General features: G+C 67.5%; 1 protein-coding gene. It reads left to right on the top strand.

The window, feature by feature from the left end:
• Positions 1 to 14 precede the first annotated feature (14 nt).
• Positions 15 to 255, top strand: a 241-nt coding sequence (locus IB255_RS30700) for a hypothetical protein (protein WP_192211312.1), incomplete at its 3' end; no start/stop codon positions are given.

The raw sequence follows: 255 nt of genomic DNA, 5'->3' as shown, positions 1-255 counted from the left end.
GCTGGAGCGTGAAGGTGGCCGGCGCGGATCTCGCGGCGGAAACCAGCATCCACGCCACCCTGGTGGCGCACGATGCGGCGGGCAACGTGGCCGACGTGGTCGCCGATCACGCGTACACCGTGATCGACAAACCGCCGGTAGCTTCGCTGAACATCAACATCGTGGCCGGCGACGACATCGTCAACCTGGCCGAGTCGAAGGTCGCCCAGCAGATCACCGGTGGTACCACCGGCGGCCGTGCCGGCGACATCGTCA

This window comes from Pseudomonas sp. PDM22, assembly GCF_014851965.1.
Classification (GTDB): domain Bacteria; phylum Pseudomonadota; class Gammaproteobacteria; order Pseudomonadales; family Pseudomonadaceae; genus Pseudomonas.
The sequence above is the reverse complement of the archived record's forward strand: the minus strand, read 5'-3'. Positions and strand labels throughout refer to the sequence as shown.